This window comes from Maribacter corallii (assembly GCF_047345415.1).
Classification (GTDB): domain Bacteria; phylum Bacteroidota; class Bacteroidia; order Flavobacteriales; family Flavobacteriaceae; genus Maribacter_C.
In genome coordinates this window covers 754,225-768,160 of sequence record NZ_JBLFEP010000003.1, presented here as the reverse complement: position 1 = coordinate 768,160, position 13,936 = coordinate 754,225, and the positions used below count along the sequence as shown (strand labels likewise).

At 44.6% G+C, this 13,936-nt stretch carries 13 protein-coding genes; 9 read left to right on the top strand and 4 right to left on the bottom strand.

From position 1 onward, the window contains the following. Window positions 1-554: 554 nt before the first annotated feature. Entirely contained in the window at window positions 555-1,883 is a 1,329-nt protein-coding gene (locus tag ACKWCA_RS13290; RefSeq protein ID WP_413978696.1) for a serine hydrolase domain-containing protein, read from the bottom strand. A 54-nt stretch (window positions 1,884-1,937) separates the two neighbouring features. Between ACKWCA_RS13290 and ACKWCA_RS13285 the strand changes: the two genes are divergently transcribed. Genes ACKWCA_RS13285 through ACKWCA_RS13265 form a run of 5 tightly spaced genes read left to right on the top strand, consistent with a single transcriptional unit; the run spans window position 1,938 to window position 6,890 of the window. Further along, a complete protein-coding gene (locus ACKWCA_RS13285) occupies window positions 1,938-2,813 on the top strand; it encodes a pirin family protein (protein ID WP_413978695.1) in 876 nt (291 codons plus the stop codon). A gap of 12 nt (window positions 2,814-2,825) precedes the next feature. Next, a complete protein-coding gene (locus tag ACKWCA_RS13280) occupies window positions 2,826-4,358 on the top strand; it encodes an FG-GAP repeat domain-containing protein (RefSeq protein ID WP_413978694.1) in 1,533 nt (510 codons plus the stop codon). Then, entirely contained in the window at window positions 4,355-4,765 is a 411-nt protein-coding gene (locus tag ACKWCA_RS13275; RefSeq protein ID WP_413978693.1) for a 3D domain-containing protein, read from the top strand. The genes ACKWCA_RS13280 and ACKWCA_RS13275 overlap by 4 nt, the downstream gene beginning before the upstream one ends. Before the next feature lie 29 nt (window positions 4,766-4,794). Continuing rightward, window positions 4,795-5,427, top strand: a complete 633-nt coding sequence (locus tag ACKWCA_RS13270) for an N-acetylmuramoyl-L-alanine amidase (RefSeq protein ID WP_413978692.1) — start codon at window positions 4,795-4,797, stop codon at window positions 5,425-5,427. Continuing rightward, window positions 5,424-6,890, top strand: a complete 1,467-nt coding sequence (locus ACKWCA_RS13265; protein ID WP_413978691.1) for a M14 family zinc carboxypeptidase — start codon at window positions 5,424-5,426, stop codon at window positions 6,888-6,890. Before ACKWCA_RS13270 ends, ACKWCA_RS13265 begins: the two co-directional genes overlap by 4 nt. 83 nt (window positions 6,891-6,973) lie before the next feature. On the opposite strand, the gene ACKWCA_RS13260 is transcribed toward ACKWCA_RS13265, so the two are convergent. Next, the gene (locus ACKWCA_RS13260; protein ID WP_413978690.1) at window positions 6,974-7,141 is read right to left on the bottom strand and encodes a hypothetical protein; all 168 of its coding nucleotides are present in this window, start codon (window positions 7,139-7,141) and stop codon (window positions 6,974-6,976) included. A gap of 672 nt (window positions 7,142-7,813) precedes the next feature. Between ACKWCA_RS13260 and ACKWCA_RS13255 the strand changes: the two genes are divergently transcribed. After that, complete coding sequence (locus tag ACKWCA_RS13255) at window positions 7,814-8,560, top strand: PI-PLC domain-containing protein (protein WP_413978689.1); 747 nt, start codon at window positions 7,814-7,816, stop codon at window positions 8,558-8,560. Between the two features lie 49 nt (window positions 8,561-8,609). Here the strand turns inward: ACKWCA_RS13255 and ACKWCA_RS13250 are convergent, their stop codons facing one another. Beyond that, window positions 8,610-9,698 carry a vWA domain-containing protein gene (locus tag ACKWCA_RS13250; RefSeq protein ID WP_413978688.1) on the bottom strand — a complete coding sequence of 363 codons (1,089 nt, stop codon included), beginning with the start codon at window positions 9,696-9,698 and terminating at the stop codon, window positions 8,610-8,612. Between the two features lie 133 nt (window positions 9,699-9,831). On the opposite strand from ACKWCA_RS13250, the gene ACKWCA_RS13245 reads away from it, so the two are divergent. Genes ACKWCA_RS13245 through ACKWCA_RS13235 form a run of 3 tightly spaced genes read left to right on the top strand, consistent with a single transcriptional unit; the run spans window position 9,832 to window position 13,744 of the window. Then, window positions 9,832-12,006, top strand: coding sequence for a DUF5916 domain-containing protein (locus ACKWCA_RS13245; RefSeq protein WP_413978687.1), 2,175 nt, complete (start codon window positions 9,832-9,834; stop codon window positions 12,004-12,006). A 12-nt stretch (window positions 12,007-12,018) separates the two neighbouring features. Continuing rightward, on the top strand, window positions 12,019-12,624 hold the full coding sequence (locus ACKWCA_RS13240; protein WP_413978686.1) for a nucleotidyltransferase family protein: 606 nt from the start codon (window positions 12,019-12,021) through the stop codon (window positions 12,622-12,624). A 25-nt stretch (window positions 12,625-12,649) separates the two neighbouring features. Next, on the top strand, window positions 12,650-13,744 hold the full coding sequence (locus ACKWCA_RS13235) for an amidohydrolase family protein (protein WP_413978685.1): 1,095 nt from the start codon (window positions 12,650-12,652) through the stop codon (window positions 13,742-13,744). Here ACKWCA_RS13235 and ACKWCA_RS13230 read toward each other — a convergent pair. Next, window positions 13,734-13,889, bottom strand: a complete 156-nt coding sequence (locus ACKWCA_RS13230) for a hypothetical protein (RefSeq protein WP_413978684.1) — start codon at window positions 13,887-13,889, stop codon at window positions 13,734-13,736. The two genes, ACKWCA_RS13235 and ACKWCA_RS13230, sit on opposite strands and share 11 nt — an antisense overlap. Window positions 13,890-13,936 lie beyond the last annotated feature (47 nt).

The window sequence follows — 13,936 nt, the reverse complement described above, 5'->3', positions numbered from 1 at the left end:
TCGCATCTAGTTCCAGAGATGTATCCTAAATATCTTAGTCGTTTTTCAGGTTATTTTCCGATGTAGGGTAATGAACCTATCGGAGCAAAGAATACTTAGTAAATACAAACGCAAACTTCAATCCCAAATACAAATTCAGTCGGACTGCGCTCAATGTGACCTTGGGTAAGTAGTTGTCCTTTAATTTGTATTTGGAATTGGAGTTTGTAGTTGTATACGAACTTGTAGAAACCAAAAAGAGTCCGATTTTTACAACCGGACTCTTTTATCGAGAACACTATATGAAAATGAAAAAATTTACTTAATTATTACAGTGTAAACTTACTGCCCTACTGCCTTTTCTCTAAATTATTGTTGTGAAACGGGCAATAGTTGTGGTGACGAGGCTATTTTTTGATAGTTGGGCGTTCGCCCGACCCTTAAAAAAGACGTGTTTTGAAGCAATTATTTCCCTAAAAACCGGTGTATTCGACACTAGAACAGCCCTTAGAAGACGCTTTTTCCCTATCGATGGATACCATAGTGAGGTGGTGTCGGGAGGATTTCCGAAGTCGTTATTGGATTGCTGCAACGACCTCGCTTAAAAAGCCGTTGGCATCAAAATCGGGTTCTTCCCCCAATCCTGTGCGTACGATTACGAGATTTTTGGAGGGAATCACGAATACATATTGCCCCTGAAATCCGTTGGCCGAGTACAGATCACGGGGTACATCGGGATACTTCCCTTGCGCGTTCAACCACCAGTGGGCCCCGTAAGTGCCATTGGAATGCGCCGTGGGTCGGGTGATATAATCGATCCAGTTCGGGTCAAAGAGTTGTTCCCCGTTCCAATTGCCTTTATTGAGGTGCAGGATTCCGAATTTGGCCCAATCGCGGGTAGTGGCCCAGCCATAGGAAGAACCCACAAAATTGCCGCTCATATCGGTTTCGATCAACATGGAGTGCATTCCCGTTTTATCGATAAGAGCTGCATAGGGGAAATCGAGATAGTCTTGGGTCGTCTTGAACTGTTCTTTAAGAATACCCGATAGCCAATTGGAGGTGCCTGAGGAGTAGTTCCAGATTTCCGTGGGATCGGCAATCACTGGCTGCTGTGGTTGCTTCACAGTCATGTCCGCATCGAGAAACAACATCTCCGTGACATCCGAAATACTGGTGTAATCCTCATTCCAGGCCAACCCACTTTGCATACGGAGCAAATGGTTCAAGGTGATCTTCGACTTCGTGGCCTCGTCTTTTAGGGGGTGAAAATCCTGTACGTTGAGCTTGCCCTGATACTCCAAAATACCATATAAGGTTGCCAAAATGCTTTTGGTCATCGACCATCCCAGAATAGGGGTGTCCGCCGAAAAACCATCCCCATATCTTTCAGCAATAAGCTCTCCTTTGTAGGCGACTAAGACGGTACGGGTCTTTTGTAGGTCGTAATTTTCGAAAGCGCCATCGATGGCGTTCTTCAATTGATCGTAGTTCACATTTGGGAAAACCGTATCTAACATCCCATGATTTCCGTATGGGAAGGGCAATTCGTTTTGAAGCTTTGTACGTCTGGGTTTCAATGCGCTTTTCGAGGGATCGTAATCGTCATTGATCAGCACACAGCCCAATCCTTCCCGGCAAATGGTTTGACGTTCCATAAGTCCGAAGACCTTCGCAAAGGCGGTTTTTTGGTTGGGGTCATAGTGTTCATCGGCGAGTTTGACCAAGGGCACATTATTGTCATGGGTCGTTATCGATTGCGCCGTTCGTTCCGCCACAAACACACTGGAGGCGAGGTTTTTAGAGGCATAGCCCGAAATGATGTTCAATTTGGAATAGTTGTACCAGATGACCGCACCGACCACCACCAGCAGTACAAGCAGAATTCGTTTGATTGTCTTCAAGAGGAAAGGGGTTTTATATTTGTTGTAAATTTAAGCCAATTAACTTGTTATCGTATGTCGAATATCGGAATGATCATTGAAGAACGAAGTCGGGACATTGGCGACTTCTTGGTAGGGCGGTTGATTCCTTTCCGAAAAAAGCGGATGATCGGTCCGTTTATCTTTATCGACCATATGGGACCTACCACGGTTGGGCCGAAGCATTACATGGACGTCGATCAGCACCCCCATATCGGATTGTCGACCTTGACCTATCTGTTGGAAGGAGAGATCCTACATGAAGATAGTTTGGGTACGAAACAACGTATTCGGCCGGGTTCGGTCAACTGGATGGTCGCCGGAAAAGGAGTCTCCCATTCCGAACGAACACCCGAAGCGTTACGCAATGGTTCGGTATTTACAATGCACGGTTATCAAATATGGGTGGCGTTGCCCAAGACCTTGGAAGATAGTATGCCCGAATTTCATCACATTCCGGCCGAAGCACTACCGCGATGGACCGAAGGTACTGCGGATTTTACCTTGGTTGCAGGGCAGGGGTACGGTCATGAGTCCCCGGTACCGGTGCACTCCCCGTTATTTATGCTGGAAATCAAGAATACCGAGGAGTTTCAGCTGAACACCAAAGACCATTTGAAAGGCGAAATCGGTATTTGTATCGTTAAAGGTGCTATTGAAGCCTGCGGGGAAACCGTAACCGAGGGGAATATCGTAGTTTCCAAAGTAGAAGATACCTGTAACACGCTATTGCGACCCAATTCACATATTTTGCTCTTTGGAGGAGAACCTTTTGAGGAACAACGACATATCTATTGGAATTTTGTCTCTTCCGACAAGGAGAAAATAGAACAGGCCAAAACCGACTGGGAAGCGAAAACGTTTCCCATGATGTCAAACGATGTTTCCTATGTGCCTTTACCCGGAAAATAACCCTAACAGTCCATGTTCCAAACCACTCCGAAAATCTTTCTTTTAGGCATCACGATGCTCCTATTCTTGAACTCCTGTACGGAATCAGAGGAGCAGCGTCAGGTGCGGCTGTATACGAATTATTGTGCCAGTTGCCATCTGACTCCTGATCTGAACGCCCTACCCAAACACCTATGGAAAAGTAAGGTATTGCCCGAAATGGGTGCCAGACTGGGTATTCGTGATCCTGAAAACCATCCGTATAGAAACTTGCCCTTTGCCGAACAGGCTGCGGTGATCAAAACGGGAATTTATCCTGAACGGCCCATGATAACGCCAGAGGATTGGGAATTGCTGCAAGCGTATATTCTAACTACTGCACCGGAGACCATGCCCAAGGATACCGTTGTCAAGAGCAGTAACCCTTTGACACAATTTGCCGTGACACCCATGGTTTTGGATAGTAGCAAAGGAAGTTTGATTACGTATTTGAAGCTTGATACACTGAAGAACAGCATCATTACCGGAACGGTCCGTGGACGATTGACTGAATTTGGTCTGGAAAACCAAAAAAGTACCCCCATAGCTCGGTTCAATGGACCGATCAGCGATTTTACGGAAGTAAATGGCCTAAGCTATACGACAACAATGGGCCGTTTATTACCCTCTGAGGTGGCCTCGGGACAAATCCTAAAAAAAGAGGGCGAGCAAACCGCATCAATTGGTGGATTGCTCCATCGTCCTGTACATACCTTGGTCGTTGATCTCGATGGGGATGGAACCGATGAAGTCGTGGTAAGCGAATTTGGAGATCTGAAGGGAAAACTTTCCCTCTTGGTATCGGATGAACGAGGCAGTTTCAAAAAGCAACTCCTGTTGGATCAACCCGGTACTTTACGTGTAGTGCCTAAGGATATGGATGGGGATGGTAAGCTCGATTTGGTAGCCCTAACCTCTCAAGGGGATGAGAGCATTACGATTTTATACCAAAAAGAGGATTTGAAATTTAGGGCGGAGAAAGCGATTCGCTTTAGTTCCATTTACGGCAGTAGTTGGTTTGAATTGATTGATTATGAGGGCGACGGAGATATGGATATTGTGACGGTACATGGTGACAATGCCGACGAAACCTACATTCAAAAACCCTATCACGGCATGCGGGTGCATATCAATAATGGTGCAAATGTCTTTGAAGAAAAGTACTTCTACCCCATGAACGGGGTGACCCGGGTGATTTCAAGGGATTTTGATGCTGACGGGGATTTTGACATGGCGTTGTTATCGACCTTTCCCGATTATGAAGCGTATCCGGAGTACGTCTTTGTATATTTAGAGAATACAAATGCCGCGGCATTTGAATTTCAACCGTTTACCCTGGCCAACATCAATAGGGGAAAATGGTTTTTGATGGATTCGGGCGATATCGATAAAGATGGTGATGAAGATCTTATCTTAAGTGCCTTTACCTATGGATTTAGCACCGCACCGGAAGAACTGACCCAAAAATGGGAGGAGAGCACGGTCGATCTTCTCGTTCTTGAGAACCAATTAAACACTGACGAATGAACAGTTTAGGATACGTTTTACTTTTTCTGGTGTTGCTACAGGCGTGCAAGGCCGAAGAAGAATATGTATGGAAGTCGTTGGAGGTCAAGGCCTCCGCTTATAATTCCGTGCCAAGTCAAACGGATTCCGATCCCTTTATCGGGGCTTGGGGAGATACTTTGTCGACACGGGAGAAGAGTATTGCCGTTTCACGGGATTTGATCCCGCTTGGATTGACCCATAATACCAAGGTGATGATCGAGGGATTACCCGGAGTATATTTGGTAAAGGATAAAATGGCGGCCCGCTGGAAACGAAAAATCGACATCTATATGGGTGAAAAAGTGGAGAAGGCAAAAAAGTGGGGCGTTAAGAAACTAAGTATTGCCTATGCCGTTAAAAGGGATAGTACAACAATTGAAAAGTAGCAGTCGAGATGAAACATTGGATCAGTATCATGAGTAGTATCCTAGTATTGGTTTCTTGTGGACAAGTCCCTGATATTGTCGACAAGCCCATCATTTTTGATGCGATGCGAAAAGAATTGACCTTGGAATACCTTTCCGATCGGTACGGACTAGAGCAAGAGGAACCTACCATCACCCCTAAAATGATCGTGTTGCACTGGACGGTCATTCCGACCTTTGACGAATCCTTCGAGTTTTTTAAAGGACCGATTTTGGCCAGCTCCCGAGGGGATATCAATGACGCGGGGCAATTGAACGTCTCTTCGCAATTTATGGTCGACCGCGATGGTACCATTTATCGATTGCTACCGGAAACCGTGATGGCACGGCATGTCATCGGATTAAATCATTGTGCTATTGGAATCGAGAATATTGGAGGTACGGAAGATCTGCCCTTGACCGAAGCCCAAGTACAATCGAACATTGCGTTGGTAAAATACTTGTCCGAGACCTATGATATCGAGTACCTGATCGGTCATTATGAATATACGCGTTTTGAGAATCATCCACTTTGGTTGGAAAAAGATGACGGCTATCGTACCGAGAAGACGGATCCAGGACATGATTTTATGAAAAAAGTACGTGAAGCAACGCAAAACTTGAATTTTAAGCCCATTCCATGAAACTGAAAATTTTACCAGTACTGCTCCTATCCCTAGTTTATACAGGGTCGAGCCAAGCTCAAGACATTACATCGCAATTGTATGAAACCTATGATACCTATCGCGAAACTACCTTGGATAAGCGCCGTATCAAGCATCATCAGTTGCAGCCGTTGTTACGATCATTGAAAGCAACCCCGGGTTTTCAGGTCAATCAAGTGGGCAGCTCGATTGAAGGACGGCCCTTGTCTTTGATCAGTATTGGAACAGGTGAAACGGATGTTTTTCTCTGGTCGCAAATGCATGGTAACGAACCTACGGCCACACAGTCCATTTTCGATATCTGTAATTTTTTGAAGAGTACCGATTTCCAAATGGAGAAAAAAGCGATCCTTGATAATCTGACTGTACATTTTCTGCCCATGTTGAATCCCGATGGAGCGGAACGCTTTCAACGGAGAAACCTTTTAGGTGTAGACATCAACCGCGATGCGGTACGATTGCAGTCACCGGAAAGCCGTACCTTGAAACGGGTCAGAGACAGTCTGGATGCTGATTTTGGGTTCAATCTACATGATCAAAGCACCTATTATAACGCCGAGCGCACAGAAAAACCCGCTACTATTTCGTATTTGGCACCGGCTTACAATTATGAAAAGGACGTCAATGGGCAGCGCGGCGATGCCATGAAGATCATTGTTTTCATGAACAACATCATCCAAAAATACGCCCCGGGACAAGTGGGACGGTACAATGATGACTTTGAACCACGAGCTTTTGGCGATAACATCCAAAAATGGGGAACCAGTACCATTTTGATAGAATCGGGGGGATTCGCCGATGACGTGGAAAAACAAGAGATACGAAAGTTGAACTATGTTTCTATTCTATCTGCGATTTACACGATCGCAAAGGGGAATTACAAAGATATTCCACTTGCGGACTATGAGAAGATTCCCGAGAACGACCGAAAACTGTTCGACCTGAAAATCGTAAATGCGACCTATCCGTTATTGGGAAAAAACTACGTCCTTGATATTGGAATGAATCGTCTTGAAGTCGATAAAGAGGGAAACAATGACTTTTGGTACAGTAGCCGAATCATCGATCAAGGGGATCTTTCGACCTATTACGGTTATGAAACCTTTGATGCCTCAGCCTATACCATAAAGGCCGGACGAGCCGCCCCGACGCTGCTGTCCGACCCCGGTCAATTGACCGAAAAGAAAGTGATGGAATTGTTACGCCAAGGGTATACCTATGTGCGTTCTGAAGGCATTCCTTCTGACTGGCTTGATTTTCAACTGCCCATACATCTTATTTCGAAAAAATATGAACTTCCTGATTTTACTATCGAAGTAGGGGTCAACCCAACCTTTATCCTAGAGGAGAATGGGGTCAATCGCTACGCCGTGATCAATGGTTTCTTAATCGATTTGGAATCCGGAAGCGGAACCTTTCGGAATGCCATAATCTACAGATAAGTTCATCGTAGGAGCAAAACAGAATCCACAACTTCGAGATGATAGCTATTCGAATGCCCCGCCGATGAGGCAGGGCATTGCTATTAAAAGTTAAAAGTTGCGCTAACGTATGACATGTTCATTAGCATAAAGGTCAACAAGCTCAAGGCCGTAATGATGATACCTGAAAAAAGGAAGAGAATCGCATATTTATACGGATTCGTCAAATAGCCTATTGCACTTTCATTGATAATATTGTTGATTGCTTTCATAATTTCTAAAGTTTAATTTAGATTCGATTACAAGACCAAAATTACATTGGAAATCGAGTGGAAACTTCACTAGTAGAGGTGAAATGAGACTCCCTGAAAACAGGGGTAGGCTAGTAGAACTGAACATATAACTTTGAATCCGCCGTGCGAAATCAAATTATCGCGTTACGGATAAGTACGTAGTGTGCAGCATCAAAAAAACCGCCATGAAGGGAGTTAGGTGTTCTCGATTCCCTTCAAGGCGGTTTAGAATATAGTACTTTGTATTAATACCCGAACCGAATGTTCATCTCTGGCCCATAAATAAATAATAGGACCAACATCGTCATTAACAATGTAAATATGGTCGAGAATAAGAAAATTGACGTTGCCTTAAACCATTTAGGCATTCCGTTCAATGAAGAGTTCTGAATAACAGCGTTGAGTACATCCATAATTTGTGTTCTTTGGTACCTGTGTTCTGACAGATACGATTATACATTTTCATAGTCTAGGATGTAGGTCGTAATATGAATTGGGATTCCGTAAAGAAACAATGATTACCCTGAAAACCCTAATTCGAATTGTATTAATTGGATAAAGTGCCTGAAAAAACGATGATCAGATGTACGGTACACTTTCTAGGTTACTGCTATTCTAAAAAATGGTAATTTTCATGATAATTGGAACACTATGAGAATCTTGATAGTTATAGCTGCTTTGGTCTGCACCCATACGCTTGGGGCGCAAGCCATAAATCAGGTCAAGGTACATTCACATAATGATTACCAACAAGCACATCCCTTTAAGGAAGCCTACCAAAGCGGGGCGTATTCCATAGAGGTCGATATTTTTTTGAAGCGCGATACGCTTTTCGTCACACACGATGAGGCAGATATCGCAATGGGCGCCCCAGATTTGGAAACACGTTATCTTCGACCCATTCAATCAGAGTTTAAGAAGGGCACCCTACGGGAGATACAACTATTGATTGATATAAAGTCCGTAAGCAAGCCAACGCTTCTACGATTGACCGAAATACTCCAAAACTACCACGCATTGATACAGTCCAAAAAGGTAAAATGGGTTATTTCAGGAAATCGCCCTCCGCCAGCCGCGTACGTGACCTATCCGGATTACCTCTTTTTCGATTATCAAAGTTTGGACGATGTAGAAGACCCCAAATTCTGGGACAGGGTGGCTTTGATCAGCCTACCGTTTTACAACTATTCGAAATGGGACGGAAAAAGCGAACTGCCCGCGACCGAACGTCAAAAGATTTTCAAGATTATCAAAAAGGCACATGAATTCAAGAAGCCCTTTCGCTTTTGGGCAACTCCGGATACCATAATCGCTTGGGAAACCTTCGCGCAAATGGGCCTGGATTTTATCAATACCGACCAGCCTTCCGCTTGCATGATGACACTACATCCGAAATAAAAAGGGCGCCCGTTCAAGGCGCCCTGCAATTATCGTATCATTTGATTTTTTACTCGCAACCACCTGTGAAACCAGTGGCATCGAACTTCGTCTGCACGGCACCTTCCCGACTGCCGGTCTGCACACTGATGGCCAAGTTGTTTTCACCGCCTCGTTTCGGACTGCAATATTCGAACAGGTAAAAACTGTTGGCGCGTTCACGCACTTTGATGGAAATATCGTTGAAAGTCGTTTCCAACTCTTCTTTGTTGGTCGCAAAAACGCTGCCGGTCTTTCCGATATCGCTGAGCACCTGGGTGTCGATTTCACCACCAAGACCGATAGTGAAAAACGAAATGTTCTGGTTAGCGTCATCAACTTTCTGTTGGGCCGCTGCTTGGCTGAATCGAGCCGCTTGGTCTGTACCATCCGTAAAGATAACTACTGAGGCCGCTCCAATCTTATCCCCTTGAATGCTGGCCGTTAGTAGCTCATTGGCAATATCCGTAGATTTAATGACCGCACCGTATAAATCCGTTGAGGGGTCATTGCTGATATCCTCGGTAATTCCATTGATAGCCGCGGTCAATTCTTCTTTTGATGAAGTCAAGTCGTTTAATAGGTGTAGTTCATCTTCCCCATCGAACCAATAAATAGCCATTTTGAAAGATTCCTCTTGGGTTGTGGGCATCACATTATCCACAAAACTAAGACTCGCTTCCTTTAATTCAGTAAGACTACTGCTTAACACACTATTACTTAAATCTAGCACCAATAGCGCATTGTTATTGAACACTTGGGCGTTTGAGGAGATACGAGCTGCGGATTCGGACGTCGAAATCGTATTGAAACATTCGTCATTGATTCCCTGTTCGTATATGGTAAATTGATCCGCTTCGAGTCCGGCTACAGGTTGTCCATCGGTGTCGGATACTTTAAAAAGAATAGAGACCTTTCCGGGCAGGGTCGTGAATTGTTCTTGTATGGAAAGTACCAAGTCACCCTCGCCTAGGCCTAGGCACTCATCTACCTCTTTACCCTTGCCGAGTCCCTCGCCTCCGGTATTCAGTCCAAAAAAGACATCGTCGTCGGCATTACCGCAAGAAATGATAAAAGAAATCGCAAAAAAGAGTACAATACGTTTGGTGAAGGTTTTCATTTTCAAAATTATTGGGTTCAACCATCAGAACGGATAAATGACATTTAAATTATGATAGATTTGAAGTTTTTATGTTAAACATTGTTAAGGTTTTCGTAGTTTTCCGTTTCATTCAGGATTGCGATACCAGACCATGAAAAAACGTTTACTTGCCTTGATTCTGCTTCATGTATACTGTAGTGTCAAGGCCCAAAAAAAGAATGAAAATTTCCGCTTGAACATTCGCAAAAATACCGGGGTCATTACCATTGATGGAAAAGGAGACGATCCTGCCTGGAAAGACGCCGATGTGGCCAAAGACTTTTTTATGGTGCTTCCCATGGATGATGGCCCTGCACAAGAGCATTCCGAAATACGAATGGCCTACGATGAAAAGAACTTTTATCTGCTGGCCACGTTTTACCATAGTGGTGATGCCAAGTATACCGTTGAATCGCTGCGGAGGGACTTTTCCTTTGGAAAGAACGATAATTTTCTCCTCTTTCTGGATCCTTTTAACAATCAGACGACCGGATTCTCCTTTGGTGCCAATGCCTATGGGGCGCAGTGGGACGGAACCATGTTCAATGGTAGTAGCATCGATCTGAACTGGGATAGCAAGTGGATCTCCGACAGCTCACACGATGAAGAAAAATGGGTGTTCGAAATGGCGGTACCTTTTAAGTCTGTCAGATACGAGGAAGGCGTAAAGGAGTGGGGGGTGAATTTTAGCCGGTTGGACCTAAAATCAAGTGAAAAATCAAGTTGGACCCCTGTTCCCAGACAGTTTCCGACCTCTTCCATGGCCTATAACGGTACCCTGGTCTGGGAGGAAGCTCCCCCAAAGCCGCGAGTTAATTTTTCCGTGATTCCTTATGTGCTAGGGGAAGTATCTCAGAACAAGGCCAATGATGAAGAACCGGAATACGAGCCGAAAATTGGAGGTGATGTCAAATTTAGCTTGACGCCCTCACTGAATCTTGATGTGACCGTAAATCCTGATTTTTCACAAGTTGAAGTGGATCGGCAGATTACCAATTTAGACCGTTTTGAACTTTTTTTTCCCGAAAGAAGACAATTCTTTCTCGAGAACGGTGATTTGTTCGCCAACTTTGGGTATCCTACGATTCGCCCCTTCTTTTCAAGACGAATCGGCCTTGGAGTACCCATACAGGCCGGAGCACGGGTCAGTGGCAATATTACCGATTCTTGGCGTGTCGGGCTTATGGATATTCAAACCAGTAGTATTGCCGAAACTGGACTGCCCAGTCAAAATTTCGGAGTGCTTTCTTTACAGAAAAAAGTATTTAGCCGTTCAAGTATCGGGGTGATGTTGGTCAACAAGCAGTCTTTTAATTACCAGAATGAAAGTGATACGTTGCGCACTGAATTCCCTGAATACAATCGTAATCTCGGTGTTGAATATAATTTGGCCTCTTCCAATAATCTATGGACGGGAAAAGCTTTTGTATTGAAATCATTCTCTCCAAACGATGAAGGCAACGGTATCACTCAAGCCGCGAATCTGGAATATCAAAACCGAAAGTGGAGCTGGCGTATACAAGAAGAATGGGTCAGTGATGACTACAGGGCCGAGGTAGGTTTTGTGCCGCGAACCGGGTATGTAAACTTCAATGGATATCTAGGACATCTGTTCTTTCCAAAGGAGGGTAAGGTGGTTAGCCATGGACCGGTCTTGAATTCCTCCTTCTACTTTACAGAAAATTTGCGCCGCACCGATAATCTGAACTACATCTTGTACCAGGTGGACTTTAGAAATCGAAGTAGTTTGGATTTTTTCGTATCCGATGATTATGTGGAACTTTTGGCGCCCTTTGACCCGACGCGGCTGGGCAAGGAAGAATTGGCTACCGGTACCACTCATCAATGGAACGCATTCGGTTGGATGTTCGATTCAAAACCCCAAAACCTTTTCACCTACGGTCTCGATGCCCGTTTCGGAGGATATTATCAAGGAGGTAACCGCACAAGTTTGACGACCGAATTGGGGTATCGTTTTCAGCCCTATGTGAGCCTCAGTGCGAATTTGAACTATAACCATATCAAATTGCCCGCCCCATGGAATACGAACGAGTTCTGGCTTATTGGGAGTGAGGTGGATGTTACCTTTACCAACACGCTTTTTTTCGCCACACTTTTTCAATACAACGAACAATCACGTAACTTTAATCTGAATTCAAGATTTCAATGGCGCTACGCCCCAGCGTCGGACCTTTTTTTGGTCTACACGAACAATCAAATGATCGACCCCTTCATGCCGAAGGACTGGTCATTGACATTGAAGTTTACCTACTGGTTCAACAAATAATTCAAGTTTCATATGAAAAATGGAAAACCAAGTATCCCTATTCTGATTCTAGCTGCGGGGGAATCGAAACGGATGGGAGAACGCGTAAAACAGTTATTGCCCTGGAAGAATACGACCCTATTGGAAAATGCCCTGGCCCAAGCGCGTGCATCACAGGTAGAAGAGGTCTTCGTAGTATTGGGTGCCAATGATGAATTCATCAAAAAACAAACACAGTTGCCGGACGATATTTGTATCTATAATGAAAACTGGAGCAATGGAATGGGAAGCTCGATCGTTGCGGGTCTGAAACATTTACTTTCTTTGCCTGTGGAGTACGATGGAATGCTTGTGATGTTGGCCGATCAGCCTTTGATCGATGCGGCCTATATAGACCAGGTTATCGATACCTGGGGAAAGGCAAGGGCGACCATAACCGCCACCGGGTATGAGAACGGATTAGGGGTGCCTGCCATGTTCGATAAGTGCCATTTTACCGAACTATTGAAACTGACGAAAGACTACGGCGCCCGTCACATTATCAATGATAGCAACATCAAAATCATCAATCCGCAAGGAAAGGAAATGGATATCGATACCTGGCAAGACTATCAAAATATGATACAGCAACTCAATTGATCGGAAACCCCAAAAAATGCAACCTATGAAAATTACCACCGCACTTCCAATATTCGCTTTGACACTATGCTCCTGTAGCCTTTTTTATGCCCAAGAAATGGGCTTTGAAGAATACAATCCTAAATCTACCCTAGTGGTACCGGAGAATCCTGTGTCTGCCGCAAAATTTCCTTTTATAGATGTGCACAGTCACCAACGCGATATGTCACCCGATGCACTCGCACGGCTTGTCAAGGATATGGATGAATTGAACGAGGGGGTCATGGTCAACTTGAGTGGTGGCTCGGGCAACAGTCTCAATGAAAAAATCGAAAACATCAAAAACAACTACCCGAACCGTTTTGTGGTATTCGCCAATGTGGACTTCGACGGTGTCGGCAAAGCAGGTTGGTCCGAGAAGGCCGCGGCCCAATTGGAAACGGATATCAAAAATGGCGCTAGGGGATTGAAAATCTTCAAAAGCCTAGGATTGCGGTATAAAGACGCTGAGGGCAAGCGTTTGGCCATTGACGACCCACGATTGGATCCGATTTGGGCCAAATGTGGAGAGATGGGCGTTCCTGTTTTGATTCATGCCGCAGACCCTAAATCATTCTGGGATCCTATGGACAGCGATAATGAACGCTGGTTAGAACTCAAAACACGACCAAGACGAAAAAGATCGGCCACAGATCCAGCACCTTGGGAGCAGATCATAGCCGAACAGCATCGCATGTTCAAGAAACATCCGAAAACCCAATTTATCAACGCTCACATGGGCTGGTATGCCAATAATCTTGGAAAACTGGGAGCGCTTCTTGATGAAATTCCCAATATGAATGTGGGGATCGCAGCGGTTATCGCGGAACTAGGCCGGCAGCCTAAAAATGCAAAGGCGTTTTTTATTAAATACCAAGATCGAATTCTCTTTGGCAAGGACAGCTGGAAACCAGAGGAGTTCCCAACCTATTTTAGGGTACTGGAGAGCAGTGATGAATATTTCCCATACTATAAGAAATACCATGCGTTTTGGGCGATGTACGGCCTTGACTTACCCGATGAAGTATTGCGGAAAGTCTACTACAAAAATGCCTTGAACCTCATTCCGAGATTGGACAAGAGCCTCTTTCCTAAAGAGTAGCATCCTTGTTTTTCAGTGTTTTTTTTGGGATATCCTCACCGTAGTCCTGAAAAATACCACATGAATACTCCTTTTTGATTAGCGAAGATCCTTTCTTTGGCCGTTTCTTCGCCAAAGCTTCGATTTCCTTTGAAAGGTACTGCATTGTAATGATTTGTCTTACCAATACAACGGTTCTTCACCGGATTTGTT

Excerpts from the sequence above, each read along its gene's own strand:
- ACKWCA_RS13250 (WP_413978688.1), bottom strand. The coding sequence starts at position 9,698 with ATGAAAACCTTCACCAAACGTATTGTACTCTTTTTTGCGATTTCTTTT.
- ACKWCA_RS13230 (WP_413978684.1), bottom strand. The coding sequence starts at position 13,889 with ATGCAGTACCTTTCAAAGGAAATCGAAGCTTTGGCGAAGAAACGGCCA.
- ACKWCA_RS13235 (WP_413978685.1), top strand. The coding sequence starts at position 12,650 with ATGAAAATTACCACCGCACTTCCAATATTCGCTTTGACACTATGCTCC.
- ACKWCA_RS13260 (WP_413978690.1), bottom strand. The coding sequence starts at position 7,141 with ATGAAAGCAATCAACAATATTATCAATGAAAGTGCAATAGGCTATTTG.
- ACKWCA_RS13275 (WP_413978693.1), top strand. The coding sequence starts at position 4,355 with ATGAACAGTTTAGGATACGTTTTACTTTTTCTGGTGTTGCTACAGGCG.
- ACKWCA_RS13245 (WP_413978687.1), top strand. The coding sequence starts at position 9,832 with ATGAAAAAACGTTTACTTGCCTTGATTCTGCTTCATGTATACTGTAGT.
- ACKWCA_RS13285 (WP_413978695.1), top strand. The coding sequence starts at position 1,938 with ATGTCGAATATCGGAATGATCATTGAAGAACGAAGTCGGGACATTGGC.
- ACKWCA_RS13240 (WP_413978686.1), top strand. The coding sequence starts at position 12,019 with ATGAAAAATGGAAAACCAAGTATCCCTATTCTGATTCTAGCTGCGGGG.
- ACKWCA_RS13255 (WP_413978689.1), top strand. The coding sequence starts at position 7,814 with ATGAGAATCTTGATAGTTATAGCTGCTTTGGTCTGCACCCATACGCTT.
- ACKWCA_RS13280 (WP_413978694.1), top strand. The coding sequence starts at position 2,826 with ATGTTCCAAACCACTCCGAAAATCTTTCTTTTAGGCATCACGATGCTC.
- ACKWCA_RS13270 (WP_413978692.1), top strand. The coding sequence starts at position 4,795 with ATGAGTAGTATCCTAGTATTGGTTTCTTGTGGACAAGTCCCTGATATT.
- ACKWCA_RS13265 (WP_413978691.1), top strand. The coding sequence starts at position 5,424 with ATGAAACTGAAAATTTTACCAGTACTGCTCCTATCCCTAGTTTATACA.